At 67.8% G+C, this 25939-nt stretch carries 16 protein-coding genes; 3 read left to right on the forward strand and 13 right to left on the reverse strand.

Annotated elements, in window-relative coordinates; all coding sequences use genetic code 11:
* Positions 1 to 31: 31 nt before the first annotated feature.
* The 3 genes from ACCQ01_RS20215 to ACCQ01_RS20225 form a co-directional block, all read right to left on the reverse strand.
* On the reverse strand, positions 32 to 3121 hold the full coding sequence (locus ACCQ01_RS20215) for an efflux RND transporter permease subunit (protein ID WP_228433096.1): 3090 nt from the start codon (positions 3119 to 3121) through the stop codon (positions 32 to 34).
* Positions 3118 to 4233, reverse strand: a complete 1116-nt coding sequence (locus ACCQ01_RS20220) for an efflux RND transporter periplasmic adaptor subunit (RefSeq protein ID WP_228433095.1) — start codon at positions 4231 to 4233, stop codon at positions 3118 to 3120. Before ACCQ01_RS20220 ends, ACCQ01_RS20215 begins: the two co-directional genes overlap by 4 nt.
* Positions 4234 to 4308: 75 nt before the next feature.
* Complete coding sequence (locus ACCQ01_RS20225) at positions 4309 to 4926, reverse strand: TetR/AcrR family transcriptional regulator (RefSeq protein ID WP_164497988.1); 618 nt, start codon at positions 4924 to 4926, stop codon at positions 4309 to 4311.
* 90 nt (positions 4927 to 5016) lie between these two features.
* On the opposite strand from ACCQ01_RS20225, the gene ACCQ01_RS20230 reads away from it, so the two are divergent.
* Complete coding sequence (locus ACCQ01_RS20230) at positions 5017 to 6489, forward strand: efflux transporter outer membrane subunit (RefSeq protein WP_040940471.1); 1473 nt, start codon at positions 5017 to 5019, stop codon at positions 6487 to 6489.
* Positions 6490 to 6691: 202 nt separating this feature from the next.
* On the opposite strand, the gene ACCQ01_RS20235 is transcribed toward ACCQ01_RS20230, so the two are convergent.
* On the reverse strand, positions 6692 to 7123 hold the full coding sequence (locus ACCQ01_RS20235; RefSeq protein ID WP_115576010.1) for a VirK family protein: 432 nt from the start codon (positions 7121 to 7123) through the stop codon (positions 6692 to 6694).
* A 320-nt stretch (positions 7124 to 7443) separates the two neighbouring features.
* Positions 7444 to 8853: an FAD/NAD(P)-binding protein gene (locus tag ACCQ01_RS20240; protein WP_186829722.1), complete on the reverse strand. Its 1410-nt coding sequence runs from the start codon at positions 8851 to 8853 to the stop codon at positions 7444 to 7446.
* 327 nt (positions 8854 to 9180) lie between these two features.
* Between ACCQ01_RS20240 and ACCQ01_RS20245 the strand changes: the two genes are divergently transcribed.
* A complete protein-coding gene (locus tag ACCQ01_RS20245) occupies positions 9181 to 9939 on the forward strand; it encodes an SDR family NAD(P)-dependent oxidoreductase (RefSeq protein WP_228433094.1) in 759 nt (252 codons plus the stop codon).
* Positions 9940 to 10613: 674 nt separating this feature from the next.
* Here the strand turns inward: ACCQ01_RS20245 and ACCQ01_RS20250 are convergent.
* Genes ACCQ01_RS20250 through glgA form a run of 8 tightly spaced genes read right to left on the reverse strand, consistent with a single transcriptional unit; the run spans position 10614 to position 23772 of the window.
* The gene (locus tag ACCQ01_RS20250; RefSeq protein WP_228433093.1) at positions 10614 to 11246 is read right to left on the reverse strand and encodes an NAD(P)H-binding protein; all 633 of its coding nucleotides are present in this window, start codon (positions 11244 to 11246) and stop codon (positions 10614 to 10616) included.
* Positions 11247 to 11262: 16 nt separating this feature from the next.
* Entirely contained in the window at positions 11263 to 13425 is a 2163-nt protein-coding gene (glgX, locus tag ACCQ01_RS20255) for a glycogen debranching protein GlgX (protein WP_011035667.1), read from the reverse strand.
* 42 nt (positions 13426 to 13467) lie between these two features.
* Positions 13468 to 13656, reverse strand: a complete 189-nt coding sequence (locus ACCQ01_RS20260; RefSeq protein ID WP_011035666.1) for a DUF2934 domain-containing protein — start codon at positions 13654 to 13656, stop codon at positions 13468 to 13470.
* On the reverse strand, positions 13653 to 16271 hold the full coding sequence (gene treY / locus ACCQ01_RS20265; RefSeq protein ID WP_228433092.1) for a malto-oligosyltrehalose synthase: 2619 nt from the start codon (positions 16269 to 16271) through the stop codon (positions 13653 to 13655). Before treY ends, ACCQ01_RS20260 begins: the two co-directional genes overlap by 4 nt.
* Entirely contained in the window at positions 16268 to 18199 is a 1932-nt protein-coding gene (locus ACCQ01_RS20270) for a 4-alpha-glucanotransferase (protein ID WP_228433091.1), read from the reverse strand. The genes treY and ACCQ01_RS20270 overlap by 4 nt, the downstream gene beginning before the upstream one ends.
* Entirely contained in the window at positions 18196 to 19953 is a 1758-nt protein-coding gene (gene treZ / locus ACCQ01_RS20275; RefSeq protein WP_228433090.1) for a malto-oligosyltrehalose trehalohydrolase, read from the reverse strand. The genes ACCQ01_RS20270 and treZ overlap by 4 nt, the downstream gene beginning before the upstream one ends.
* A gap of 1 nt (position 19954) precedes the next feature.
* Positions 19955 to 22189 (reverse strand): 1,4-alpha-glucan branching enzyme, encoded by a 2235-nt coding sequence (locus ACCQ01_RS20280; protein ID WP_228433089.1) that lies wholly within the window; start codon positions 22187 to 22189, stop codon positions 19955 to 19957.
* Positions 22186 to 23772, reverse strand: a complete 1587-nt coding sequence (gene glgA, locus ACCQ01_RS20285) for a glycogen synthase GlgA (RefSeq protein WP_012437158.1) — start codon at positions 23770 to 23772, stop codon at positions 22186 to 22188. Before glgA ends, ACCQ01_RS20280 begins: the two co-directional genes overlap by 4 nt.
* 484 nt (positions 23773 to 24256) lie before the next feature.
* Between glgA and ACCQ01_RS20290 the strand changes: the two genes are divergently transcribed.
* Positions 24257 to 25879: a GGDEF domain-containing protein gene (locus tag ACCQ01_RS20290; protein ID WP_115541196.1), complete on the forward strand. Its 1623-nt coding sequence runs from the start codon at positions 24257 to 24259 to the stop codon at positions 25877 to 25879.
* Positions 25880 to 25939: the final 60 nt, after the last annotated feature.

Here is a 25939-nt window from a genome sequence, read left to right on the forward strand (position 1 = left end):
GCGCCGGCCCGGTGGCCGGCGCCGCGACACTTCAGGCAGGCAGTGGCTCCGGTGCTGCGCTGTGGTTGTCCGGGCGGATCTTGAACCAGATCGAATACATCGCCGGCAGGAACACCAGGGTGAGAATGGTGCCGGCCAGGGTGCCGCCGATCAGCGTGTAGGCCAGCGTGCCCCAGAACACCGAATGGGTGAGCGGGATGAAGGCCAGGATCGCCGCCAGCGCGGTGAGAATCACCGGGCGCGCACGTTGCACAGTGGCTTCCACCAGCGCATGGAACGGGTCCAGACCTTCGGCCTCGTTGTGGTGGATCTGCCCGATCAGGATCAGCGTGTTGCGCATCAGGATGCCCGACAACGCGATCAAACCCACCAGCGCATTGATGCCGAACGGTTGCTGGAAGGCAATCAACGTTGGCACCACGCCGATCAGGCCGAGCGGGCTGGTGAGAAACACCATCACCATCGCCGAGATCGACCGCACCTGGAAGATGATGATGATCAAGGTGATCGCCAGCATGATCGGGAACAGCGGCAGCATCGCGGCGGTGGCCTTGCCGGATTCCTCGATGGAACCGGCTTCCTTGATGTGATAACCCGGCGGCAGCGAGGCGATGAGCGGCTGCAGTTGCTGGGTGATCGCCGCCGACACATCCGGTGGCTGCAAGGCATCGTCGACATCGCCACCGACGGTGATCGTGGGCACGCGGTCGCGGCGGCGCAGGATCGGCTCTTCCATGCGCACATCCACGCTGCCCACCTGCGAGAGCGGGATGCGCTGCCCGTTGGCGCCGGCCAGCGTGAAGTCGGCAATGCGCGCCGGATCGAAGCGGATATCGCCCGCCGAACGCGCCACCACCTGCACACTGCGGATGTCTTCGCGCACCAGCGTGATCGGCACGCCGCTGAGCAGGAATTGCAGCTGCTGGGCCACCGCGGAGGAACTCAAGCCCACCGCCTGCAGGCGGTCCTGATCCAGGGTGAAGTGCAGCGTCGGCGTGCGCGTGCCCCAGTCGGTATTGACGGTGCGCAGCATCGGGCTGTCCTGCATGCGTTGCTTGACCTGCGCGGCGATGTCGCGCACCACGGCCGGGTCGGCGCCACTCACCCGGTATGCCACCGGAAAGTGCGAGTACGGCCCGAAGGTCAGTTGCGTCACCCGCAGGCGCGCTTCCGGAGCCAGGCCTTGTGCAACCGCCTCGCGCAGGCGCAGCTTCAAGGCATCGCGCTCGTGCTGGCTGTCGGTGCGGATCACGATCTTGGCGAACGAGGGATCCGGCAACTCCGGGCCCATGGCCAGGAAGAAGCGCGGCGCGCCCTGGCCGATATACGCGGTGACAATCTTGGCCTCGGCCTGCTTGGACAGCCATGCTTCCACCTTGGCGGTGGCCGCGCTTGTCTGGGTGATCGCAGTGCCGTAGGGCAGTTGCACTTCGACCAACACTTCAGGGCGATCGGAGATCGGGAAGAACTGTTTCTTGACCACGCCCATGCCCAGGATGGACAGCACGAACAGCCCCACCACCGAGCCTGCCACCAGCCATTTGCGGGCAATCACACGCCCCAGTGCATGGCGGAAACGGTTGTAGCGCGGGGTGTTGTACATCGCTTCGTGGCCGCCTTCGATCTTCTTCAGATCCGGCAGCAACTTGACGCCCAGATACGGCGTAAACACCACCGCCACCACCCACGAGGCGATCAACGCGATGCCGACGATCCAGAACATGTTGCTGGTGTATTCGCCAGCGGTGGAGGCGGCAAAGCCATTGGGCATGAAGCCCACTGCGGTCACCAGCGTGCCGGACAACATTGGTGCGGCGGTGTGGCTCCACGCATACGCCGAGGCTGCAACGCGGCCGTAGCCTTCTTCCATCTTCACCACCATCATTTCGATGGCAATGATGGCGTCATCCACCAACAGGCCCAGCGCCAGAATCAACGAACCCAGCGTGATGCGGTCGAAATTCTTGCCGGTGGCCAGCATCACCACGAACACCGCCGCCAGCGTCAACGGCACCGCCGCCGCCACCACGATGCCCACGCGCCAGCCCATGCTGACGAAGCACACCAGCATCACCACCAGCAGCGCGACGAAGAACTTGGTCATGAACTCGCCCACCGACGCATCGATGTTGACCGCCTGGTCGGTGACTTTGCTCAGTTGCATGCCCAGCGGCAATTCGGCATTGATGGCGCCCACTTCGGCGTCGAGCGACTTGCCCAGATCCAGGCCATTCCAGCCGTCGCGCATGATGATGCCCAGCAACAAGGCCGGCTCGCCGCCGCTGCGGATCATGAACGTGGACGGGTCTTCATAGCCACGTTTGACGGTGGCGATATCGGACAACTTCAGGCTGCGGCCCTGCACCACCAGCGGGGTATCACGGATCTTCTGCAGGTTGTCGAGTGCGCCGTCCAGGCGAATGAACACATCCGGCCCGCGCGTTTCCACCGAGCCGGCCGCCGTCAATGCATTTTGCGCATTGAGCGCGGCAAACACGTCCTGCGGGCTGACGCCCAGCGTGGCCAGGCGATCATGCGAGAACTCGACGAAGATGCGCTCGGGTTGTTCGCCGATGATGTTGACCTTCTTGACGCCGGGCACATGCAACAGGCGTTGGCGCATGGTTTCCGCATCGCGGGCAAGCAGCCGTTGCGGCTCGCCCTTGGCCTTGAGCGCAAACAGCGCGAAGGTGACATCGGCGTATTCGTCGTTGACCATCGGCCCGATCACACCGGCCGGCAGGTTGCCGGCTTCGTCGCCAACTTTCTTGCGCGCCTGGTAGAACTGCTCCTGCACTTCACCGGGCGGCGTGCTGTCCAGCAGCGTCAAGGTGGTGAACGCCAGGCCCGGGCGCGTATAGGTTTCGGTGCGGTCGTACCAGCGCAGTTCCTGCATGCGCTTTTCGAGTTTTTCGGCCACCTGCTCCTGCATTTCCTGCGGCGTGGCGCCGGGCCAGGCAGTGATGATGGTCATGACCTTGACGGTGAACGCCGGGTCTTCCGCGCGCCCCAGCTTGAGGAAGGCCACCAGGCCCGCCAGCGAGATCAGCACGATCAGGAACAAGGTGATGGAGCGCTCGCGGACCGCCAGCGCGGAGAGATTGAAGCGACCTTCGCTCACGGCTGCGCTCCTGCCGCAGGCGCGGGCTTGGCGGTGGCGCCGGCAACGCGCACGTGCTGCCCGTCGCGCAACAGATGCGCACCCAGCGCAACGATGCGCTCACCGCGCGCGAGCGTGCCGGCGACATTGGCGTGATCGTCATCCAGGCGCAGCACCCGCACCGGCCGCCACGCCACCTTGGCCGGCGTGCCGGCGATCACCCACACGCCCGGGCCCTTGCCGGCATCGAACAGCGCGCCCAGCGGCACCTGCACCCCCGCCTGCGTGGTGGCGGCTTCGGGAATGCGGATGCTCACCGTGGTGCCCAGGGGCGCGTCGGCCAAGGCACCGCCAAGCACGTAGCGCGCCTCGAACGTGCGCGTGAGCCGGTCAGCGCTGTCGGACAACTGGCGCAGCGTGGCTGGCTCGGTGACCGCGGCATTGCCGAACAAGGTGGCTTGCGCGGTTGAGCCCACCACCGGCCGCAGCGTCTCCGGCAGTTGGATGATGGCTTCGCGGCGCCCGGCATGCGCCAGCCGCACCACCGGCTGCCCGGCCGCAACCACCTGGCCGGGTTCGACCAGGGTTTCCATGACCACGCCATCGGCGTCGGCCAGCAGGTCGGTGTAACGGTTGGCATTGCGCGCCACATCGGCCTGCGCCTGCGCTGCGCTCAACTGCGCCTTGGCGGCATCGGCGGCGGCCTTGATCTGGTCGTAGGCCGAGGCCGAAATGGCGCCGGTACCGCGCAGGTCGCGGTAGCGCGCTTCGTCCTCGCCTGCCTGCTGCGCCCGCGCCCGCGCGGCAGTCACCGCTTCCTGTTGCGCCTGGGCAGCGAGCTTGAGATCGACCGGATCGATCCGCAGCAGTGGCTGGCCGCGGGTCACCCGCTGCCCGGCATCGACCAGGCGCTCGGACACCTTGCCGGAGACGCGGAAGCCCAGATCGCTCTGGACCCGCGCCGCCACCGTGCCGGAAAAGCTGCGCGCCGCCGAACTGGCGTCGCCCACCGTCGCCACCCGCACCAGCGGCGTGGCGGTGCGCGGATCAGCCGGGGTCTTGTCGCCACAGCCGGCCAACGCCAGCGGCAGCACACACAGCAGGGATGCAACAACAAGAAGGCGCCGACACATGCGAGTTCCAGTGGAGTTCTAGGATGGCTCGCATCTTGGTACTTGTGACCAAATCAGTCAATAGTCACAAACGAATTATGGCGACAGGCTGCGCAACACCAGGCCCGACAACAGCCCGGGAACCTCGTCGATGACGTCCAGGCTGTGCTGCATCAGCACGGGATTGGTGTACGGGCGGATCAGCACGTAGAGCGCCCGGGTGGCTTCGTCCAGCGGGGTCTTGCGCTCGAAATCGCCGCCCTGGCGGCCCTGTTGCAGGATCTCCTGCAGCAGCGCCAGCACCCGTTCCTCGTAGGCCAGCACCGACTGCCAACGCTCGGTGGCCGCCGAGGCCGCAATCTCATACAGCTTGCGATCCTCGAAGAACAACCGAAGGCTCGCCTCCACGATCACCTTGAACATCCGGCGAAATTTCTCGGGTGGCGAGTCGGTTTCGTCCACGGCGGCGCGCACCTCGTCCTCGATCTGGCGCAGGCAGTTGGTGCAGATCATCTCGCCGATGGCCTGCTTGGATTCGAAGAACTTGTAGATGTATGCCTTGGAGAAGCCGATGGATTTGGCCAGGTCCGAGACGGCGGTCTTCTCGTACCCATAGCGTCTGAAATGCTCGGTGGCGGCGTTGACGATCTGGTCGCGCACGTCATGGTCGGCCGGGCCGCGGCCCGACACGGGATAACTGGATGCTTTGCTCATGCGCACAGCTTAACGCTCCGACGCAGGACATACAAAAGTGACCGATCCGTATTATAGTCACTACACTTCCACTGCCAGACCGGCCCCGCCATGCCCTCTTTGCGCACCCTCACCGTGCTGCTTGCCGCCAGCCTTGCCGGCTGCGCGGTCGGCCCCGAGTACGCTCGCCCCGACGCCCCACTGCCGGACCGCTACCTGGCCCAGGACGCCGCCGAGCAGCGCAGCGCCGCTGCCCCGGTCGATCTGTCGCGCTGGTGGGCCGGCTTTGGCGACCCGGCCCTGGACCGGTATGTCACGGCGGCGCTGGCGCAGAACCTGGACCTGGCCCAGGCCGCCGCGCGCGTGACCCAGGCGCGCGCGGGGCTGGGCGCGGCCAACGCCGCCCTGCTGCCCTCCGGCAGCATCAATGGCCAGGCCACCCGCGCCTACCAGTCGCTGGAAACCCCGCTCGGGCAGGTGCTGCGCAACACCCCGGACTTCGACCGCTATGCCAGCGTCTACGAAGCCACTGCCAACGCCAGCTGGGAGATCGATGTGTTCGGCGGGCTGCGCCGTGGCCGCCAGGCGGCACTGGCCGATTACCAGGCCAGCGCTGCCGGTGCGGCCGCCACGCGGCTGGCGGTGGCGGCGCAGACCGCCGACACCTACATCAGCATCCGCGGCCTGCAGGCACGGCTGGCGGTGGCCCAGCGCCAGGTCGCCACCCAACAGCAGCTGCTCGCCATGGTGACGCTGCTGCAGGGCAAGGGGCTGGCGGCCGACCTGCAGGTGCATCAGGCGCAGGGCGCGCTGACCCAGGCCCAGGCCGGCGTGCCCGCACTGGAAACCGCGCTTACCGCCGCGATGAACGCCCTGGACGTGATGCTGGGCGCCACACCCGGCACCCACCGGGCCGAACTGGCGGCCAGCACGCCGATCCCGACCGCCCCGCAGGTGACCGGCGCCGCCTCGCCGGGCGATCTGTTGCGGCGGCGGCCGGACCTGATCGTGGCCGAGCGCCGGCTGGCCGCGGCCAACGCGCGCATCGGCGTGGCCATGGCCGAGTACTACCCCAAATTCTCGCTGAGTGGATTGATCGGCAGTGCCACCGCCATCTCCGGCGCCAACCTGTTCACCGGCGACGCCGCGCAGTCGGCGGGCGTGCTCGGGCTGCGCTGGCGGCTGTTCGATTTCGGCCGCATCAACGCGCAGATCGCACAGGCCAAGGGCCAGGAAGCCGAACAGCTGGCCGCCTACCGGCTCGCCGTGCTGCGCGCCACCGAAGATGTGGAAAACGCGCTCACCGCGCTGGTCAAACGCGAGCAGCAGGCCACCGTGCTGGCACAAGGCGTGGACGCGCTGGGCAAGGCACGCGGCGCCTCCGCCGCAGCCTACGAGAAGGGCGTGGTCAGCCTGATCGAAGTCCTCAACGCCGACGACGCCTTGCTGCGCACCTCCGATGCGCAACTGCAGGCGCAGACCGAGGCGGCCCGCAGCGCGGTAGCCGCCTTCAAGGCGCTGGGCGGCGGCTGGGAGAGCACGCCCGCCACCGCAGTGGCGGTGCAGGAACCCGCGCAGCACTGAGGGTGTGCGTTCGGTCACGGGCCGTGCAGGGCGATAGCGCTGCCGGTGCCTGCGGCTGTGGTTGCGTGCAGGGTGCAGGGTGCAGGGTGCAGCGTGGTAGCGGAGCACGCGTTAGCGGTCGTGCTCCGTGCGCGGCGCAAAGGCGCCTGCTTGCAGCAGGTCAACAAACCAGCGCGCCTTTTTGGCAGCACGCGCGAGCGCTTCAATCCGCGTGGAAACGCGCACCCTCATTGAACGCGCACTGATACGCCAGTACCGGGCCGCGCTGCTGCAGACCGGGCAGGTCGTACATGTAAGTGGTGAAACGCACGCTGCCATCCGGGCGCAGCTGATAACGCATGAACTGCTGGATCGGCTTGCCGTCGTTGGCCACTGTGAAGTGCGCGCCGGAGAAGGCCACGTTGCCGTCCTCGGTGATGCGATACGCATCGATATGGCGGCCGCCACGCGTGCGGCTTACCGGCGTGCCCTCTTCCGGTGTGCAGCGGCTCAGGTCCGTGCTCACGCTGACGTCGTAGCCGGCTTCCAGTGCGGCAAGCACGTCGGTGCGGCTGTTGAGGGTTTCACTGGCGAAGGCGGGCAGTGCGCAAGCGCACAGCGCGGCGGTCACGGCGATAGATGCGGAACGAAACATGGCAAGCTCCAGGCAGACAGGGGAATGAAGCGGCCTGGACTCTAGGCAATCCAGGGCCCACAACATGACCCAGTGCTGTCTGCAGCAGTGCAGTGCGCTACGCATCACGCGGCATGTTTGCGCTGTTTGGCGACGGCTGCGCAAAAGTGCGCAACCGATCCACATCGCCGGCTATACCCATGCGCGCAGAGGCTGTGGCATTGCCAGCCAACTGCGACGAATGCGATGCCAACCCTCTCCACACTGCACCGCTGTCAGCGGCCGCAACATCGATCCGCCTGACATCTCACTGCACGCGCGTGGCGGCAGCCGGTGCAACCCTACGGCCTTGCGTTGACCTCGCGCGGTGTGGCGTCGGGTTGCGGCTGTAACGCAGGCGTTGCGCCCTGCAGCAAACGCTCGGCCAACGCGCGCGTGGCCACACGCAATTCCGGCACCGCAGTGATTTCCCAATAGCGCCCACGCAGCAGCGGCCCCACGCAATACAGCCCCGGCACCACCTGGCCGGCGCCATCGCGCACGCGCAGTTGCGCGTCGGTATCCACGCCCAGGCCAAGCGGATCGGCCCGCAGCAAGCCGGCTTCGCGCATGCCGGCGATCAAGGGGTCGCTGGTGCGGTCGATGTCGGTATCCAGCCCGGTGGCGCGCACCACCGCATCGAAACGGCGGGTCTGCGCATCGGCGCCCCCGCGTGGACGGATCACCGCTTCCACACCGTCCGGCACCCAGCGCGCACGCAATAACCGCGCCGCCACCACCTGCAGCTGCCCGCTGTCTTGCAGCTGCGCCAGTTGGTCGGCCGCACCTGGTGCCACGCGGTGCCGCGCCACTTCCCAATAAGGGCGCAAATGGCGCAGAAAGCGCGCGCGCTGGCTCAGCTCCAAACGTTGCCAGAGCGGCTGCAGATGCGGGCGCAGCGCATCCACCACGCGCCGCCAATCGTCCACCACCACGCTCAGTTGGCGCACGCCACGCAACAGGGCGCGCAGATCGGCATCCTTGATGGCCCGTTGCAGATGCGGCGGTAACTCCAATGCCGCACCTGGCTGGCGTAGATGCGCCTGCGGTGCCAGGCCGCGCCGCGAGATCGCCAGCAGGCGGCCGCGGTGGCCACGTGCGTGCAAGCTCAGCGCCACGTCCACCATGGTCAGGCCAGTGCCGACGATCAGCACGTCATCGTCGGGGGACAGCCGCGACAACGCATCGCCCTGCCATGGCCAGCCGATGTAGCGCGGGTGCACGCTCAAACGCGGCCCGATGCCGGCCAGTGCCTGCGGCTGCAACGCGCCTACCGCGAGCACCACCTGGTCGGTCTGGAACGCATCGCCATTGGCCAGGAACACACGAAAACCCCGCCGCGCGCGCTCCACCGCCACCGCTTCCTGCGACAACCGCACGATCGACGCTTGCGCGGCGCTGACTGCCGTATCCAGCTCGCTACGCAGATAGTCGCCATAGGCCAGCCGCGGCAGAAATTCCAGCCGTCCCGATTCGCCCAGGTGCAGCGTATCGGCGAAGGCTGCCGGCGCCTGGGCATCGATGCCCAGGTCCTTGGCACGCACGTTGAGCAGATGCTCCGGCCGTGCGGCGCCATAGGCGATGCCGCTACCGAAGGTCTCGGCCACACCCACCAGCGTGATGCGTACTTGCGCGTCGGCGCCCTGTGCCAATGCGCGCACCAGCGCACTGCCGCAGAAGCCGGCGCCGATGACCGTGATGTGGGTTTCCATGTGCAGTTCCCGCTCGAAGACCTGCACGTTGTGCCCGCAGCGCTGCGGCGGTGTGTAAACAATTGGTTAGCGGCGCGCATGCGATTGCGCATGAGCACATGCCGCATGGTGATGAGGATTGCGCTGCGCGGGTCACGCATGACGGGTTGCATTCAGATGACAGCGGGCACTGCCTGGGAAAGGTGCTGCGTCATGCAGCGCCGATCGCAGTGCAGCGCCGTGCTGCGCAGAATCACACCGCGCGGTTGCTGGGCCGCAGCGCAGCAAGTGCACAGTGGCTGGCATGGCGGTGATCGATAATGCGGCTTTACCAATGCGAGTGCCGCCATGTCCACACCTCCCCCACAACCGCATCGCGTGCTGATCGCCGGCGGCAGCCGCGGGATCGGGCTGGCGATTGCGCAGGCCTTTGTCCGTAGCGGCGCGCAGGTCTCGCTGTGCGCACGCAATCCCGAAGGCCTGGCAGATGCCGCTGCCCAGCTCGCAGCGCACGGAGCGCCGGTGCATACGTTTGCCTGCGACCTGGCCGACGCCGCGCAGATCGAGCGCTATGTGCATGCCGCTGCACAGGCGTTGGGCGGCCTGGACGTGGTGGTCAACAACGCCTCCGGCTACGGGCACGGCAATGACGACGAAAGCTGGCAAGCCGGCCTGGATGTCGACCTGATGGCGGCGGTGCGCTGCAACCGCGCCGCAGTGCCGCATCTGCGCCAGAGTGGCGATGCGGTGATCCTCAACATCAGCTCGATCAACAGCCAGCGCCCAACCCCGCGCGCGATCGCCTATTCCACCGCCAAGGCCGCGCTCAACTACTACACCACCACGCTGGCCGCCGAGCTGGCACGCGACCGCATCCGCGTCAACGCGATCGCACCCGGCTCGATCGAATTCCCCGGCGGGCTGTGGGAACAACGCAGCCGCGACGAACCTGCGTTGTATGCACGTATCCGCGACAGCATTCCGTTCGGCGGCTTCGGGCAGGTGCAGCATGTTGCCGACGCCGCGCTATTCCTGGCATCGCCACAGGCACGCTGGATCACCGGGCAGGTGCTGGCGGTGGATGGTGGGCAGTCGTTGGGGGTGTGAGGGCGTGGTGTGTGGCTGTGTGTTTCGAGCCACGTGTGTTTGACGGCCTGGTAGGAGCGCGCTTGCGCGCGATGAGGCGTTACCGGTGATGCCTCATCGCGCGCAAGCACGCTCCTACAGACAGCGGACTGCGTATGGCTGCAGATCGTGGGCGCTTTGATCTGGCGTGCGATACAGCCTAGGCAGCGCATGCGTGCACGAGATTCTTCTGCGCGCGGACTCGTAGGAGCGCGCTTGCGCGCGATGAAGCGTTACCGGTAAAACCCATCGCGCGCAAGCGCGCTCCTACGACGAGCGGGGTTCGCAATACGGCAGATGATGCACAGTGCTGTGCGGCGTGCCATTACGGCGTCGGGCTTGCGCGCACTTGCGCTGGAACTGCTCTGCACGAGAATTTGTAGGAGCGCGCTTGCGCGCGATGAGGCGTTACCGGTAAAGCCCATCGCGCGCAAGCGCGCTCCTACGACGAGCGGGGTTCGCATTGCGGCGGATGATGTGCACAGTGCTGTGTGGCGTGCCATTACAGCGTCGGCAAGGGCCCTGCGCGTACTTGCGCTGGAACTGCTCTGCACAAGATTTGTAGGAGCGCGCTTGCGCGCGATGAGGCGTTACCGGTAAAGCCCATCGCGCGCGAGCGCGCTCCTACGGGTGCTGTCGCTGGCGCCGCAGTTCGCTCAACCAGCCAACTCCGCGGCGCCAACGCTGTGCTCGCCGCGCGCCGGTGCGAGCGCGGCACTGACCATGGCGGCGGCGATGCGGTCTGCGGGGTTGATGCGCAAGCGGCGTGGCAGAACGGGGCCCAGGGCGCCGAGCACCAGGCTGCCGAGGTGCTCGCCAGTGCGGCGTTCTTCGCGTTCGCCGCCGATCAGGCCTGGGCGCACGAAGGTCAGCGAAGGGAATCCCACGGCGCGCAGGTCGCGTTCCAGCTCGCCTTTGACACGGTTGTAGAAGATCCGCGAATCGGCATTGGCGCCGGCCGCCGAGTTGAGCACAAACACCGAAGTGCCCTGCGCGCAGGCGGCGCGCGCGATCGCCATCGGGTAGTCATGGTCGATGCGATAAAACGCCTCGCGCGAGCCGGCCTGTTTCATGGTGCTGCCCAGCGCGCAGATGGCCGCTTCCATGCGCGGTGCGGTCCAGCTGTCTAGGCGTTCGAAGTCGATCACCTGGTTGCGTAGCTTGGGGTGGATCTGCGTCAACGGCCGGCGCGTGATCGCGACCACGCCGGTGCAGCGCGCGTCGGCCAGCAATTGCTGCAGGACATGTTTTCCGACCAGACCGGTCGCCCCGGCCAACAACACGTCCATCAGTGCGCCCCCGCCATCAGCGGGCGCCTTCCGACACGATCCGGGCGCTGCTGGCGATACGGTCACGCTCCACCGCCAGCAAGGTGAGCGAATGCGCCGGTGCCTTCCATTCGCTGCCACCGGCGACCACGCGGCCACCATGACGTGCGGTGTCCACCAGCACGCGCCAGTGTTCGTCGTGCATCGCCGGCAGCGTAAACGCGACGCTGGTGGGCGCGGCATTGATCAGCATCAGCAGCGTCACGTTGGCGGCGATCTCGCGCAGGCCGGTGGTCGGCGAGCGGCCGTCCAGGCGCAGCATCAGCGCGCGCGCTTCGGGGTCGTGCCAGGCGGCTTCGTCCATCTCGTTGCCGTTGGGCGCCAGCCAGGTCAGATCCTTCAGGCCCAGTGCTTCATCGAACTTGCCGTCGAAGAAGCGTGCGCGATGCAGCAACGGGTACCGCTGACGGATGCGGATCAGGCGGCGAACGAAGGCGGCCTGATCGGCGGCGGCGGCTTTGGTGGCCGCAGTCCAGTCGATCCAGGTCAACTCGTTGTCCTGGCAATACGCGTTGTTGTTGCCGTTCTGGCTATGCCCGAATTCGTCGCCGGCCAGCAGCATCGGCGTGCCTTGCGAGAGCAGCAAGGTGGCCAGCAGGTTGCGCATCTGTTGCCGCCGCAGCTGCTTGATGGCGGGGTTGTCGGTCTCGCCTTCGGCGCCGTAGTTGGCGGAGATATTGTGATCGCTGCCATCGCGGCCGTCTTCGCCGTTGGCAAGGTTGTGCTTGCCTTCGTAGCTGACCAGATCGCGCAGGGTGAAGCCGTCGTGCGCGGTGACGAAATTCACCGACGCGGTGGGGCGGCGGCCGCTGTGGTTGAACAGGTCTGCCGACCCGGTGAGGCGCGTGGCCAGTTCTGCCAGCTGGCCGCCATCGCCACGCCAGAACGCACGCACGTTATCGCGGAATTTGTCGTTCCACTCCACCCAGCCTGGCGGGAAGTTGCCCACCTGATAACCGCCGGGGCCGATGTCCCACGGTTCGGCGATCAGCTTGGTCTGGCTGAGCACCGGATCCTGGCGCACGGCATCCAGGAAGCTGCCCGAGGGATCGAATCCATAGCGCTCGCGGCCGAGAATGCTGGCCAGGTCGAAGCGGAACCCGTCGACATGCATTTCCTGCACCCAGTAACGCAGCGAATCCATCACCATGCGCAGCGCGCCAACGTTGGTGAGGTCGAAGGTATTTCCGGTGCCGGTGTCGTTGATGTAGAAACGGCGATCATCGGCCAAGCGGTAATAGCTGGCGTTGTCGATGCCCTTGAACGACAGCGTGGGCCCGAGCTCGTTGCCTTCGGCGGTGTGGTTGTAGACCACGTCCAGCAGCACTTCGAGCCCGGCGTGGTGCAGCCGCGCCACCATCTGCTTGAACTCGGCCACCGTGCGCGTGGACATGTAACGGCCCTGCGGCGCGAAAAAGCCCAGCGTGTTGTAGCCCCAGTAATTGCGCAGGCCTTTTTCCAGCAGGTACTGGTCATCGACGAAGGCGTGCACGGGCAGCAATTCGACCGCAGTGACGCCGAGTGAACTGATGTGATCGATCAGCTCGTCGGTCTTCAGTGCCGAGAACGTGCCGCGGTTTTCCGGCGGCACGGCCGGGTGCAGCATGCTCAGGCCGCGCACGTGCGCCTCGTAGATCACGGTGCGGTTCCACGGGGTCTGCGGCGGGCGGTCCTGGCCCCAGGTAAAGGCTGGGTCGATCACTGCAGATTTGGGCATGAACGCAGCGCTGTCGCGGCGGTCAAAACTCAGGTCCTTGTCGCGATGGCCGATGGTGTAGCCGAACAGATGCGGCGCCCATTTGAGCTCGCCCACGATCTGCTTGGCATACGGGTCCAGCAGCAATTTATTGTGGTTGAAGCGGTGCCCGGCATCGGGTGCGTACGGGCCATGCACGCGGTAGCCGTAAAGCTGGCCCGGGCGCGCATCGGGCAGGTAACCATGCCAGACCTCGTCGGTGTATTCGGGTAGCGGAATGCGTTCCTGCTCGCGGCCACGCTCGTCGAACAGGCACAGTTCCACGCGGGTGGCGTTGCGCGAATACAGCGCGAAATTGACGCCCAGGCCATCCCAGGTGGCACCGAGTGGATTGGGACGGCCTTCGCGAATGCGCGAGCGCTGGGTGAACTTGCGAGTGGCCATCGGTGACTCCTTAGAACGCGGTGAACGAATACGGGAACGCGATTACGACGATGCAACGATACGCGGGCCGGCCGGCGCGGCGGCGCCCTGTTCGGCGGCGCGAATTTCTGCCTCGACCAGGCGCTCGGCCATGGCCCAGTGGCGATCGGCATGCCCGTCCGGGCGGCCTTCGGCCTCCCATATTTCCTGTGCCAGCTGACGGAGGCGTGCCTGGCGCTGCGTGTCGTTCATCGTGTTTCCTCTGAGGGGGTCAGCAACACTGCCACCGGGGAGCGTGCAAATAGCGTGGACAGCGCAAGACGCCCGCGCTGGGGCTGCAGTGTGCTGCCATCGAGCACATTGCGATACGCCCCATCCGGCAGAGCCAGCGCCGCGTTGCCCCATTCCGCCGGCGGCACCAGCAGCGGCAGCTCGCCAGATGCCTGCTCACCGGCACCCAGCCGGGTGACGGCCACGATCAATGATTGACCACGATGCTGGCGACGGAAGGCGATCACTTGCGCCTGCGTGCCGGTGGCTACGTTCAAGGGCTGGTAGTCGCCTTGCGCGAACAGCGCCGGATGCGCGGCGCGCAGTTGCAGCAGCACCGCGGTGAGGCGCGCCTTGACCGCGCCATCGCGCCAGCTGCGCAGCAGCGCATGCCAGTCGCGGCGCAGCGTCAGCCACTGCTGGCGCTGGGCGTAGTCCACCGGCCGGCGGTTGTCCGGGTCCACCAGCGACAGATCCCAGCCTTCGGTGCCCTGGTACAGATCAGGCACGCCGGGCACTGTGAGGCGCAGCGTGGTCTGCGCCAACGCATTGCGCGCACCGGCAGCGGCGATGTGGTTGCTGGCGCGCAACAGCGCGCGGCGCAGCGGCAGGCCGGCGCGGCTGCACAGCACCTGCTCCACGGTGGCCTGCACGGCCTGTTCGTAATCGGGCGAGCCATCGGTCCAGCTGGTGTGCAGCTTGGCTTCGCGCACGGCCTTGAGCAGCCACTGCGCCACGCGCTCGGCAAACGCGGCCAGCGGCTCGGTCTGGTCGGCGCCCAGCCCGATCGGCCAGGCGGCCACCAGGGTCTGCCACAGCATCTGCTGGTCGCCGCCGGCCAGGGCCGGTGCCTCCAGCGATTCGGTCAGCGCATCGAACTGCGTGCTCTGCTCCACCCACCAGCGCGGTTGCTCGGACAGCACCGCCATGCGCATGCGCAAGTCTTCGCCGCGCTTGTGGTCATGCGTGGCGGTGGCCAGCAGCGCACGCGGGTAGTGCTTGGCGCGTTCCTGGTTCTGCGCGTGGAACTGCGCGATGTCATTGGCGAAATGGGTCGGATGGCTGCCGACCTCGTTGCGCGACAACAACACGCCGTGGCGGTAGAACGCGGTGTCTTCCACGGCCTTGGCATTGAGCGGGGCCGACAACTGCTCCACCCGGCGGCGCAGGATGCGGCGTAGCGCGATCTGCGCGCGGTCGGCGCCGTTGTCGTCGAGCAGCCAGCGCTCGATGGCATCCACCGCCGCCACGATTGCCTCGGGCATGCCCTGGCGCGCGCGCGCGGCGGTGCTGCGCAGGCGCTCCGCATCGGCACCGCTCAGGCCCTTGGCGCCAGCATAGGTGCGGTACACCGGGAACCAGCGCAGCAGCACGCACAGCCCACGTGCCAGCATCTGCGGGCTGAACTCACGCGTGGGCGGATCCAGCCGCGCCAGTGCCGACAACGCACCCACCGCGCGATTGAACTCGGTCTGCAGCGAGCCGCGCAGCATCTCATCGCGTGCGCTGCGTTCTTCCTGCGCAAAGTCGCCACTGCGCCCGCTCACCTTCTGCCAGGCGCGCGCCAGCGGCTTGAAGCCGGCCGCGTCGTGCAGCACGCCGCCCACCTGGTCCATGAAGTCATAGCCGGTGGTGCCGTCGCACGGCCAGTCGGCCGGCAGGTGCTCGCCGGGGGCGAGGATCTTTTCCAGGTACAGGCCCAGGCTGCCGGGCTTGAGCCCGCGCTGACGGCCGGCCGCATCCAGCCGGCTGCGCAGCTTGCGCACGTAGCCGGTGGGATCGGTGAGGCCATCGACATGGTCGATGCGCAGGCCGTCCAGGTGGCCTTCGGCCACCAGCCGCAGCGGCAGCGCATGCACCGCGTCGAACACTGCCGGCAGCTCCACCCGCAGCGCCACCAGCGAGGTGATGTCGAAGAAGCGGCGGTAGTTGAGCATGTCGTTGCCCACGCGCCACCAGTTCAGGCGGTAGGGCTGGCGTTCGATCAACTTGTGCAGGCGGCCGTCGCCGCGTTTGGCACCGTCGTTGTAGTCGCGCAGCCACTGCGCGCGCGCCGAGGCTTCCGGCACGTCGAGGGTCTGCGGACGGATCGGGTAGCGTTGGTCGTAATGCGCCAGCGCGGGCGTGCCATCGTCATCCAGCACCAGTGTGATCAGGCCGTCGGCCAATGCGTTGGCATAGGGCCGGTCGAGCACCGCCAGCCACAGCTTGCCGTCGCGGCCCGGGGCGCGCCAATCGATGTCGAACCAGTCGGCGTGCTTGGCGCTGCGGCCGTTGCGCAAGACATCCCACCACCACGCGTTCTGCGCGTGCGTGGCCATATGGTTGGGCACGATGTCGGCGATCAGGCCCATGTCGTGCGCGCGTGCGGCCTGTGACAGCGCCACCAGTGCCTTTTCGCCGCCGAGCTCCGGGTTGACCACCGTGGGGTCGATGTTGTCGTAGCCGTGGGTGGAGCCCGGCACCGCGGTGCCGATCGGCGACAGATACAGATGGCTGATGCCCAGCCCGGCGTAGTACGGCACCTGCGCAAGCGCATCGTGCAAGGTGAAACCGGCATGCAGCTGCAGGCGGGCGGTGGCGCGAAGGGGAATCATGGATGCGGTTCCGAAACGGCCGAGACGCGGCGCGCCTCGGCAAAACCCTGCAGCGCGGCGGTCAGCTGCGCCTGGGGCAAGGGGTCGGGCAGGCGTCGGCGCCAATTGGGATGGACCTCGACGGTGCCCGGCAGATTGGGTTGTTCGTCCAGCGCCAGCGCGTCTTCCACCGGCAGCAGGGCCAGCGGCGACACGCTGCTGGCGGTGAAGCGCAGCGCATCCAGCAACGGCGCATCGCTGCCCAGGCCGGCGTCGGCCACGGCCGCGTCCAGGCGCGAAGCGTCACGGATGCGCGTCTGGTGGTCGGCCTGCGCCTGCGCGGGCTGGATCAGCTCGAGCTTGCGGCGCCAGTCGATGTCGCGGCCGGCGCGCCAGCCGGTCAGGGTGGGCAGATCGTGGGTGGTGGTGGTGGCCACCGCGTCCGCACGCCACAGCGCCGGCGGCACGAAGGCACCCTCCTGGTCGCGGGTGAACATCAGCACGTCGATGCCCATCACGCCGCGACGCGAGAGCTCTTCGCGGATGCCCGGCGGTACCACGCCCAGGTCCTCGCCAATCACGATGGCGCGATGCCGCCAGGATTCCAGCGCGAGCAGATTGAGCAGGTCCTGCAGCGGATACGCCAGGTAGGCGCCATCGCCGGAGCTGGCGCCATCGGGCACCACCCACAGCCGTAGCAGGCCCAGGATGTGATCGATGCGGATGCCGCCGCGGTCGCGCAGCACCGCACGCAGCAGCGCGATATACGGCGCAAAGCCGCTACGGCGCAGCGCGGTGGGCGAGTACGCACCGATGCCCCAATGCTGGCCATCGGCATTGAAGGCGTCCGGCGGCGCGCCCAGCACCAGCCCCCGCAGTACGGTGTCGGCCGCGGCCGCGGCTTCGGCACCATTCGGATCAAAGCCCACCGCCAGGTCGGCGATCAGGCCGATCCGCATGCCGCGCTCGTGCGCTTCGCGTTGCACGTCGGCCCAGCTGCGTGCGGCCAGCCATTGGGTGAACACATGCAGGTGCGCTTCGCCATCGCCGAAGTCGCGTGCGGCGAAGTGTGCAAATGCCTCCAGCGCCGCGCCACCCTGGGCGCGAAAGGCGGCCAGCTCCGGGTGGTCCGGCGTTACTTGCGTGGAGAGCTGGCGCAGCAGCTCCCACTTGGCAGCGGCCGAGGCCGGCCAGTCGATCAATGCGGTGCCATGCAGCCCGTCCAGGCGCTCGCGCAGGCCGGGCACGGCAGCAATCGCCGTGTGCACGGCATCGCCCAGCACGCGCACCGGTGCGGCGTGCAAGGGGTCCAGGAACCGCCGGTCGCTGGGCGAATACGGGCTGTAGCCGCCGGTGATCGGGCGCGAGGCATGCACCGGGCTCAGCGCCAACGCGTCGGCATTGGCGCCGGCGGCCTGCCGCACCCACTCCATGGCTCCGGCCGCATCGCCAATGCCGCCATCGTCCGCGCTACGGGCCGAATACACCTGCAGCGCCATGCCCCACGCACGCGGCGCCGGCTGGCCACAGGCGTCGGCCACGCTGAAGCAGCGCTGCGGCGCCACGGCCACCTGTTGGGTCGTGGTGCCCAGTTCCAGCGTCCAGTAGCCAAAGCGCGCCGGCGCCAGCAGCTGGCCCTGCGCATCGGCCCGCGCGGCCTCGCTGCTGCCGTCTTCGTCCTGCCAGCGGCCTTGTTCGTTAGGCGCAACCCGCAACGGCAAGGGCTCGCCCACCTTCACCGTCACCAGCGGCGCCGGCTCGGCGGCAGTGACGCGGATGCGCTGCAGACTGTCGGCGCGCTGCGCGGCGCTGGCGGCGGGCAATTCCAGCGCGGTGAGCACGGCATGGATCGACTCCGGCGCCACCTGGCGCGGCTGGTCGCTGGCGTCCACCCAATCCACCATCACCCCGGCCGCGGCGGCCAGGGCATGCAGGTCCTGCGTACTCATGCGTGTTCCTCGTACCAGGCGATGAAGCTGTCGGTGGGCAGCGTCTGCGCATCGGCCGCAACGTTTTCGGCATGCGCCACACGGCCGCGCAGCGGCGGCAACGGCACTGCCTCGGTGCCGACATTGAAGGCGATATGCCACAGCCCGCCCGGCAACTCCCAGGTGGCGGTGACTGCACCGTCGGCCAGCACGCTGGCACGCAGCGCGCGCGCCTGCGCCAGGCCGGGCACCAGCCACTGCCGGCGCACGCCCAGCAGCGCCTGGAACCAGGCCGCCCACTGCGCGCCGTCGCCGTGCGCGGCGTCTTCGATCGGCGCACGCGAGGCAGCAAAGGTGGCATGGCTGTTGGGGTCGGGAATGGTTTCGCGCTTGGCCGGGTCGGCGAATGCGGCAAAGTGCGCAAACTCGCGGCGGCGGCCTTCGCGCACCGCATCGTCGAGCGGCGGGCCGAAGTCGGTGAAGAACAGGAACGGCTGCGTTGCGCCCCACGGCTCGCCCATGAAGAACAGCGGGATCATCGGCGTCAGCGCAGTCAGTGCCAGCGCCGCACGCAGCCGTTGCGGCGACACCAGCACGCTCAGCCGCTCACCGCAGGCGCGGTTGCCGATCTGGTCGTGGTTCTGCGCAAAGATCACGAACTTATGCGGCGGCAGCGCCCCGCTCGGCTCGCCACGCACATGCCCGCGCGGATCGGGCTGGCCCTGATAGGCGAAGCCTTCGCCGAGCACGCGCGCCAGATGCTGGGTGGGCTGGTCGGCAAACGCGGCGTAATAGCCCTCTTCCTCACCGGTCAGCAGCACGTGCAGCGCGTTGTGGAAATCGTCGTCCCATTGCGCGGTGTAGCCACGGTCCAGTTGCGAGGCCTGGTTGGCTTCGTTTTCCAGCACCAGATGCACGTGCCGCCCGGCCGGCAGGCTGGCCTCGATGGTCTCGCGCAAGGTATCCAGGAACGCATTGGGCGTGATCGCATGCACCGCATCCAGGCGCAGCCCGTCGAAGCCGTATTCGTGCAGCCACATCAGCGCGTTGTCCAGGAAGTAGCGCTGCACCGGCGGCTTGCGGAAATCGATCGCTGCGCCCCACGGTGTGGGCTTGTCTTCGTTGAAGAACGCCGAGGCGTAACTGCCCAGGTAATTACCGTCCGGGCCGAAGTGGTTGTAGACCGCATCCAGCAACACCATCAGGCCATGGCCGTGTGCCGCGTCGATCAGCGCCTTCAACTCGTCCGGCGTGCCGTAGGCCTCGGCCGGCGCATACGGCAGCACACCGTCGTAGCCCCAGTTGTGCGCACCGGGAAACGCGCTCAGCGGCATCAGCTCGATCGCGGTGATGCCCATTGCCGCCAGCTGCGGCAACTGCGCCTGCACACCGGCGTAGCCGCCGCAGGCACCGACGTGCAGTTCATAGATCACCGCCTCGTCCCACGGCCGGCCCTGCCACTGCGTGTGCGTCCAGTGGTAGCCGTCAACGCGCTGCACCGCACTGGAGCCGTGCACGCCATCGGGCTGCCAGCGCGAGGCCGGGTCCGGCACCGGCGTCTGGCCATCCACGCGGTAGCGGTAGCGCGCATCCAGTGCGCAGGCCACCACACCACTGAAAAACCCATCGTCCTGCCGCTGCAGCGCGGCACGCTCGCCGCTGTCGAAGATCACTTCCACGGTATGGGCATCGGGCGCCCAGAGCGCAAAGCGCACCTGCCCGTCGCCCGCCGGCCATGCACCCCAGGCGGGCGTGGTCACATTGCGCTCGATCATGTCATTTCTCCGCTTGCAGGTAGATCGTGGCCAGCGGCGGCAGCGTCAGGCGCAGGCTTTGCGCGTGGCCATGCATCCCGGTGGGCTCGGTCAGTAGACGACCACCATTGCCGAGATTGCTGCCGCCGTAATGGGCACTGTCGGTATTGAGGATTTCGCGCCAGCCGCCGGCACGCGGCACGCCGACGCGGTAGTCGTGATGCGGCTGCGGGGTGAGGTTGCTCACCACCAGCAGCGGCGCGCCGCCGTCGGGGTCGTGGCGAATGAAGGCCAGCACGCTGTTGCGCGCATCGTCGGCCACGCTCCACTCGAAGCCATCGGCACGGTGGTTGCCGCGGTACAACGCAGGCACGCGGCGCAAGGCGCGATTGAGATCGCGCACCAGCTGTTGCATGCCGCGATGCGGCGCATGATCGAGCAGGTGCCAGTCCAGCGAGCGGTCGTGATTCCAGTCCGCCCACTGGCCGAATTCGGCGCCCATGAACAGCAACTTGTCGCCCGGGTGCGCCCACATCAACGCCAGGTAGGCGCGCAGGTTGGCAAAGCGGCGCCAGTCGTCGCCGGGCATCTGGCCAAGCAGGCCGCCGGTGCCGTGCACCACTTCGTCATGCGACAGCGGCAGCACGAACCTTTCGGAGAACGCATACACCAGCCCGAAGGTCAGCTGGCTATGGTGCTGGGCGCGCGCGGCTGGGTCGCGCTGCATGTAGTGCAGCGTGTCGTGCATCCAGCCCATGTTCCACTTATGCGTAAAGCCCAGCCCGCCTTCGCTGATCGGCGCGGTCACGCCCGGCCAGGCCGTGGATTCCTCGGCGATGGTCAGCACGCCAGGGAACTGGCTGGCGATCTCGCTGGTGAGCTGGCGCAGGAACGCCACCGCCTCCAGGTTCTCGCGCCCGCCGTGGGCGTTGGGCACCCACTCGCCCTCGGCACGGCCGTAGTCGCGGTAGAGCATCGAGGCCACCGCATCCACGCGCAGGCCATCGAGGTGGTAATGCGCAATCCATTCCATCGCACTGCCGAGCAGATACGCGGTGACCTCGGGCCGGCCATAGTTGTAGATCAACGTATTCCAGTCGCGATGCATGCCCTCGCGCGGGTCGGCGTGCTCGTAGGTGGCACTGCCGTCGAACTGACTCAGCCCATGCGCATCATCGGGGAAGTGCGCGCTGACCCAGTCCAGGATCACGCCGATGCCGGCGCGGTGACACGCATCGACGAACTGGGCAAACCCGTCCGGGCTGCCGTGCCGTGCAGTGGGCGCGTACAAGCCCAGCGGCTGATAGCCCCACGAGCCGCCGAACGGGTGCTCGGTGATCGGCAGCAGTTCGATATGGGTGAAGCCCAGCTCCTGCACGTACGGGATCAACTGCGCCGCCAGCGACACCCAGTCCAGCGGCTGGTCGTGGCCGTCGCGGCGCCAGGAGGCAGCGTGAACTTCATAGATCGACAGCGGCGCCGGCTCGGCAGCGGCGCTGCGGCGTGCCATCCACTCGGCATCGGTCCAGGCAAACGCATCGGCACTGGCCACCACCGAGGCGGTGGCCGGTGGCAACTCGCTCTGGCGGGCCACCGGGTCGGCCTTGAGCAAGACCCGGCCATCGGCGGTGGTGATGGCGTACTTGTAGCGCGCGCCGGTCTCCACGCGTGGCAGCACCAGCTCCCAGATGCCGCCGCTGCGCTGGCGCATCGGGTGGCGGCGCGGCTCCCAGCCGTTGAAGTCGCCCACCACTGCCACGCGCTGGGCATGCGGCGCCCACACTGCGAAGCGCACCGCGGGCACCTCGCCAACCTGCACATGCCGCGCGCCCAGGTTGGCGCGCAGCGCCTGGCCGTCGCCGGCGGCAATCTGCAGCAGCGCCGATTCATCGATCTGCGGCGCAAACGCGTACGGGTCTTCGATCTCCTGCACCACGTCCGGCCAGACGATGCGCAGGCGGTACGGAGTCTCTGCCGCCAGTTCGCCTTCGAACACATCGTCGATCGGGCTTGCCTGCATGCGGGCCAGCAATTTGCCGCGGCCATCGATCAGCCCCAAGGCCTCGGCGCCCGGAGCCAGGACCCGCACACGTAAGCGGCCATTGGCCTGCACGTGCGGCCCCAACACCGCAAAGGCGTCGCCGGGGAGCCCGGCGGCGATCGCCTGCAGGTCCTGCAGCGCTACGGCGCTTCCTCCGCCGCCTTCCGCCATGTCCTGCTCCGCGTCCCGGCCGTGCACGCCCAACCGTTCGCTCATGACACCGTCGCAACAGCGGGTGCGGTTGCAGCGGTGCGCTCGTATAGCGAGATGTATTTCTTGCCCGCCACATCCCACCCGCTGGGCCGCAGCATCGCGGCGCGGCGCATCGCCGACAGCAGGCTGGGCAGGCGGAAGGTGCGGAAGGCACGCTCCAGGCAGCGCCGCAGCGCTTCGGCGCTGGCCTGCTGGAACAGGAAGCCGGTAACGCCATCGTCCACGGTGTCGATCAGCCCACCAGTGGCATGCGCGATCGGCAGGCAGCCAAAGCGCTGCGCGTACATCTGGCTCAGGCCGCACGGCTCGAAGCGCGAGGGCATCAGCAGGAAGTCGGCGCCGGCGAACATGCGCCGCGCCAGGCCTTCCTCGAAACCGATGAACGCACCGACCTGGCCGGGATAACGCCGGGTCAGCTCGGCCACCTGTTGCTCGATCTCCGGCTCGCCGCCGCCGATCACCGCGATCTGGCCGCCGGCGGCCACGATCTGCGGGGCGACCTCGCAGATCAGGTCCAGCCCCTTCTGGTGCACCAGGCGCGACACCACCGCGAACAGCGGGCCGGTGCTCTCGCGCAGACCGAAGGCCTTGCGCACCTGCGCGGCGTTGGCCTGGCGGCCCTGCCAGTGGTTCACGCTGAAATGGCTGTCCAGGTATTCGTCGGTGCGCGGGTCCCAGCTGGCGTCGATGCCGTTGACGATGCCGCTCAGCGCGCCCTTGGCGGCGCGGCCGGCCAGCAGGCGATCCAGCCCGCAGCCCTGCGCCGGGCCGGTGATCTGCTGTGCGTAGCTGACGCTCACGGTGTTGACGTGGTCGGCATGCACGATGCCGCCGCGCAGGAATGACATTTGCCCGTAGAACTCCAGCTCCGAGACGCGCTCGGCCGGGATGCCCAGTGCGGCGGCCATCGAATACGGCACCAGGCCCTGGTAGGCCAGGTTATGGATGGTCAGCAGGCACGGGGTGGTGCCGCCGGACCAGCGCACGTAGGCGGCAGCCAGCGCACACGGCCAGTCGTTGAGGTGCAGCAGGCGCGGCCGCCAGCCCAGCCCGGCACGGCCGGCGGCGATCTGCGCGGCGGCGTGCGACAAGGTGGCAAAGCGGATTGCGTTGTCTTCGAACTCCGAACCGCTGGTGCTCACATACGGCGAGCCATCGCGTTCGAACAGTTCCTTGGACAGCAGGATGTAGATCGGCAGGCCGTCCGATTGCACGATGCGGCCGATGTCGCAGGCCGGCAGCGCGGCATGCGCCAGCACACGGCCCACGATCTCCACCTTCCCCGCGCGCGCCAGCACGGCGCGGTAGCCGGGGATCAACACGCGCACGTCGTAGCGATGGCGCAATGCGCGCGGCAGTGCCGCCGCCACATCACCCAGGCCGCCGGCCTTGATGAAGTCCGCCATCTCCGATACCACGAACAAGGCACCGCGCGTATCGGCCAGTGCAACCGGCAGACGCTCGTGGTGACGGATGAAACGGCCGCGCGCATCACGCGGCCGCACGCTCTTCTTGAGCGAAGTCGGGATCATCGTGCTGCGCTCTAGGCGTGCGGTAGTGGCGTGAAGCGGCATCATGGCAACCATCTAAACGTCCGTCGTAAAGTGGGTGGAGACGGAAAAACAGGGAAGCAAAAACCATCGCCTGCCTGCGTGGCCAGACGACTTGCAACGAAGAGAGGAGCGGGGCCAACGCGCGTACTCCACGTCGTCCTTGTCAGTGAATCTACACCCCGTCTAAATAAAAGATGCGTGAACACGTGCTGACTTTTCCAAGACAGCACACATTCCCTTGCAGTGGTTCTACTGCGTCGTTCGGCATAAGCGTGAGATTGCAGTGCGATGACATCCCCACATAGGTGCGCGGTGGTTGCGTTGCACCGAAATCGGGAGCCGCGGCCGTGGCTGTCGTCATCTGCGTAACTGGTTCAGATGCGCTCGATCCGCCCTTGCGTGTGACGGCCGTCGGCGTTGCTGCGGTCGCGTCTGCAAACCGCGCACGCGCGTGCTCAAGGGGCCTGCACCAACGCCGATAACGTGGCGTTGGTACTTCACCCTCGAGACCTGGCGCATGGCAGAACAGCCCGAACACCCCAACCGCCCACGTGGCGGGCTGCGCCGTCTGCTGCCATGGGGCGGTGCCGGCACCGCGCGCCCGGCTACCTTGCCCAGCGTGCTGGGCGAGCGCGACGGCGCTGGATTGGCTGCGCATCAGCTGGTGCCGGCCAAGGCCAAGTCGGGCGCGCATGACCCTGCCGCTGCCACTGCATTGCTGATCCGCCTGTTTTCGCATGCCGCGCACCCGGAAGCCTTGCTGCTGGCCTTTGCCGAAGGCATTGCCAGCCTGCATGGTGAGCTCGGCGACATGGGCGTACGCCTGAGTACGGCGTATGCCGCCGGCGACTGGCCCGGGTATGGCCGCGCCCTGCGCCAGCTGATCGACAAATACATCCGCACCATCGACACCGGCGATTCGCTGGCCGAAGGCCGTACCGAAGCCGAACAGCTGCGCGACCTGCTGCGGCACGCGTTGGGCAATGCATTGGCCACGCTGCTGCAACGCAGCCCGGAGTTGGCCGAAGAAGCGCAAACGCTGGCCTCGGCACTGCGCCACTGGCGACCCGGCCACGAACTGATCACGCTGGAACAGCGGCTACGCGAGCTCAGCCACCAGATCGGCTTGCGCGCCGAAGATGCCAGCGAGCAACAGAACCTGTTGCTGGGGTTATTCGACCTATTGTTGGAGAACGTCGGCGAACTCCTGGACGATCGCAGTTGGCTGCAGGGCCAGATCTCGGTGGTGCGGCAGTTGATCGCCGGGCCGATGGACGTGGGTTCGATCGAACAGGCGCGCGGCACCCTGCGCGAGGTGATCTACAAGCAAGGCCTGCTCAAGCAGGGCATTGCCGACTCCAAGACCGCCATGCGCGAGATGATGGTGTCCTTCGTCGACCGGCTCGACGGCATGGCCACCAGCACCGGCGAATACCACGACCGCGTTGCCGGCTATTCGCAGGCGATCGGCGACGCTCGCAGCATTCCCGACCTCAACCGTTTGCTGCAGGACCTGTTGCAGGACACCGCCGGCGTGCAGGCGCAGGCGCTGGCCGCCCGCGACGAACTGCTGTCCGCGCGCCGCCAGGTGGAAGAAGCCGAGCACCGCATCGCCTCGCTGGAGCAGGAGCTCAAGGACGTGGCCGGGCTGGTGCGCGAAGACCAGCTCACCGGCGCGCTCAACCGGCGCGGCTTCGAAGAACTGTTCGAGCGCGAGGCCACCCGCACCCAGCGCAGCGGGCAACCGCTGTGCGTGGCGATGCTGGACCTGGACGATTTCCGCCGCCTCAACGAGACCCATGGGCATGCCGGCGGCGACGCCGCGTTGCGCCACACCGTGGACGTGGCCAAGTCAGTGCTGCGCACCACCGATGCGATTGCGCGCTTCGGTGGCGAGGAATTCGTGTTGCTGTTGCCGGACTCGACCATCTTCGAGGCCAGCGCCGCGGTGATCCGCCTGCAGCGCGCGCTCGCACAGCGCTCGCTGCTGCACGAGGACGTGCGCGTGTTCGTCAGCTTCAGCGGCGGCGTGGCCATGCGCCGCACCGACGAAGCCCAGGACGAGGTGATCCGCCGCGCCGACCGCGCCATGTACGACGCCAAGGCGGCCGGCAAGAACCGGGTGATCAGCGCCGACTGAGCGCTGCCGTAGCTAGTTTCCACTGCAGCCCGGTCCAGAGCCGCGGGGTTCTCAGCCTCA

The sequence above is a fragment of the Xanthomonas sp. NCPPB 4037 genome, from assembly GCF_041475695.2.
Classification (GTDB): domain Bacteria; phylum Pseudomonadota; class Gammaproteobacteria; order Xanthomonadales; family Xanthomonadaceae; genus Xanthomonas; species Xanthomonas campestris.

Coding starts and splice junctions, on each gene's coding strand:
- ACCQ01_RS20220 (WP_228433095.1), bottom strand. CDS start 4,233: ATGTGTCGGCGCCTTCTTGTTGTTGCATCCCTGCTGTGTGTGCTGCCG.
- ACCQ01_RS20225 (WP_164497988.1), bottom strand. CDS start 4,926: ATGAGCAAAGCATCCAGTTATCCCGTGTCGGGCCGCGGCCCGGCCGAC.
- ACCQ01_RS20230 (WP_040940471.1), top strand. CDS start 5,017: ATGCCCTCTTTGCGCACCCTCACCGTGCTGCTTGCCGCCAGCCTTGCC.
- ACCQ01_RS20235 (WP_115576010.1), bottom strand. CDS start 7,123: ATGTTTCGTTCCGCATCTATCGCCGTGACCGCCGCGCTGTGCGCTTGC.
- ACCQ01_RS20240 (WP_186829722.1), bottom strand. CDS start 8,853: ATGGAAACCCACATCACGGTCATCGGCGCCGGCTTCTGCGGCAGTGCG.
- ACCQ01_RS20245 (WP_228433094.1), top strand. CDS start 9,181: ATGTCCACACCTCCCCCACAACCGCATCGCGTGCTGATCGCCGGCGGC.
- ACCQ01_RS20250 (WP_228433093.1), bottom strand. CDS start 11,246: ATGGACGTGTTGTTGGCCGGGGCGACCGGTCTGGTCGGAAAACATGTC.
- glgX (WP_011035667.1), bottom strand. CDS start 13,425: ATGGCCACTCGCAAGTTCACCCAGCGCTCGCGCATTCGCGAAGGCCGT.
- ACCQ01_RS20260 (WP_011035666.1), bottom strand. CDS start 13,656: ATGAACGACACGCAGCGCCAGGCACGCCTCCGTCAGCTGGCACAGGAA.
- treY (WP_228433092.1), bottom strand. CDS start 16,271: ATGATTCCCCTTCGCGCCACCGCCCGCCTGCAGCTGCATGCCGGTTTC.
- ACCQ01_RS20270 (WP_228433091.1), bottom strand. CDS start 18,199: ATGAGTACGCAGGACCTGCATGCCCTGGCCGCCGCGGCCGGGGTGATG.
- treZ (WP_228433090.1), bottom strand. CDS start 19,953: ATGATCGAGCGCAATGTGACCACGCCCGCCTGGGGTGCATGGCCGGCG.
- ACCQ01_RS20280 (WP_228433089.1), bottom strand. CDS start 22,189: ATGAGCGAACGGTTGGGCGTGCACGGCCGGGACGCGGAGCAGGACATG.
- glgA (WP_012437158.1), bottom strand. CDS start 23,772: ATGGTTGCCATGATGCCGCTTCACGCCACTACCGCACGCCTAGAGCGC.
- ACCQ01_RS20290 (WP_115541196.1), top strand. CDS start 24,257: ATGGCAGAACAGCCCGAACACCCCAACCGCCCACGTGGCGGGCTGCGC.